Source organism: Polynucleobacter sphagniphilus (genome assembly GCF_029892205.1).
In the GTDB taxonomy this organism is placed as follows: Bacteria; Pseudomonadota; Gammaproteobacteria; order Burkholderiales; family Burkholderiaceae; genus Polynucleobacter; species Polynucleobacter sphagniphilus.
The window spans coordinates 1-1,866 of the sequence record NZ_JARXVX010000019.1 but is presented as its reverse complement, the minus strand read 5'-3'; the positions used below and the strand labels follow the sequence as shown (position 1 = coordinate 1,866).

Sequence of the window (1,866 nt, the reverse complement as noted above, 5' to 3'; positions counted from 1 at the left end):
CTCTAATGGTACGGGTACTTTAGCTCTGACACAGAACACTACTGGAACGACTACGCTCTCCGGCAACAATACTTATAGTGGTGGTACTACTGTCTTAGCTGGCACTCTCAAAGTAGGTAACGCGACTGCGCTTGGAGCATCTAGTGGTGCTGTGTCATTGACGAGTGGTGCCGTACTCGATCTCAATGGCACCACCATGACCAACACCAATGCCCTCACTTTAAATGGTGCGGGAGTTAGTAATGCTGGCGCAATCATTAACAGCTCGGCTACTCCAGCAACTTATGCTGGGGCAGTTACCCTTGGATCAAACACTACTATTGGTGGAACTGGCGCTATTACTTTTGGATCTACTGTCGATAGCTCATCAACGGTTGCTTATTCTTTGGCGAGCGCCACTGGCGCTAGTAATGCATTAACCTTTAATGGAGTAGTTGGTGGTAATCAACCACTTTCCTCACTTTCTACTAGCACAGGGGTAACCACTCTCGGTGGCAACGTCACAACAACAGGCGCTGCTGGCCAAGTCTATAACGGCAACGTTGTTTTGATAAACCCGAACATCGCTTTATCAAGCTCAGGATATCCCATCAGTTTTGCGGGCAATATCTCTACTCAAATTATTTTGCAGCTTTTAGGTAGTGGTTCTTACATATTCAATGGAACGACCTCAACCTTAACAAGCGGAGTGAGCCAGACTTTAGTCGGAGGTAATGGCTCATTGCTATGGACGGCATCAAGCTCAACATACACCTACACTCCTGCAACTTCCTCTACAGCACAAATACTCGTAGTGGGTGGCGGCGGTGGTGGTGGTCTTGATGGCGGTGGTGGTGGTGGTGCAGGCGGATTTGTTCAAACAGCATCAAATGCATTTAGCTTAAGCGGTAGTACTGCATATTCTGTAGTAGTTGGTGCCGGAGGCTCTGGAGCCACCGGTTATGGAGCAGCAGGCGGAAACTGGCTTGGCATAGCCGCTAATAACACCGGTGCCTCTGGCGGTAATTCTTGTTTTGGTACTAGCTGCTCTGGTAGTGCTAGCGCAACGACTCTTGTTGCTTTGGGTGGCGGTGGCGGTGGTACTAAAGGTTACAGCGGAGCAAATGGTGGTAGTGGCGGCGGTGCTGGTAACGCCGGCTCTTCTGCAGGATCCGCTATCTCAACAGGTGCCTCTGGAGGTCAGCTCGGCAATTCTGGTGGCGCCCAAAATAGTGGATATGGCGGCGGTGGCGGCGGTTCTGGTGCAGCTGGAGTTTCCGCAACATCTACTGCTGCAGGTAATGGCGGAGCTGGCACCTCATCTTCAATTACTGGAACATCTCAATTTTATGCGGCAGGCGGGGGTGGTGGCACTTGGGCTGCCAATGTAGCGATAGGCTCCGGCGGAAGCAGCATTGGAGGTAATGGCGGATCTACCAATACCACTAACATTGCCACCATTGGAGCTAATGCCGCTGCAAATACAGGTTCCGGCGGTGGCGGTGGCGGTAATACAGTCGGCCAGGGAACTCAAGTGAATGGCGAACAGGCAGGCTCTGGTGGAAATGGTAGCGCTGGTATTGTCGTTGTTAATGTTAGCGCTTCATTAACTATAAATGCAGGGGCTGGTCAAATTACCTTTGCCTCAGGTAAGACGATTTCAAATGTATCGCTAGCGCTCAATTCTTCATACTCAACAAATAACGGTAATACGATTGCTAGTTCAATAGGGGCTACTAATAACGGCATCAGCATCGCTGGCGGAGGTTTATTTACGCTCTCCGGCAACAACACCTATAGTGGTGGCACTACGATTAGTAGCGGTACTTTGGCAGTTGCAACCATCAGCGGTAGCTCTGGAACAGGCAGTAATCTCGGGGTAGGGGG

Annotated in this window: 1 protein-coding gene; it reads left to right on the top strand. The window is 50.6% G+C overall.

Annotated features, from left to right (window positions below; genetic code table 11):
- On the top strand, positions 1-1,866 hold a 1,866-nt coding region (locus tag M2125_RS10885), incomplete at both ends, for a beta strand repeat-containing protein (protein ID WP_280742981.1).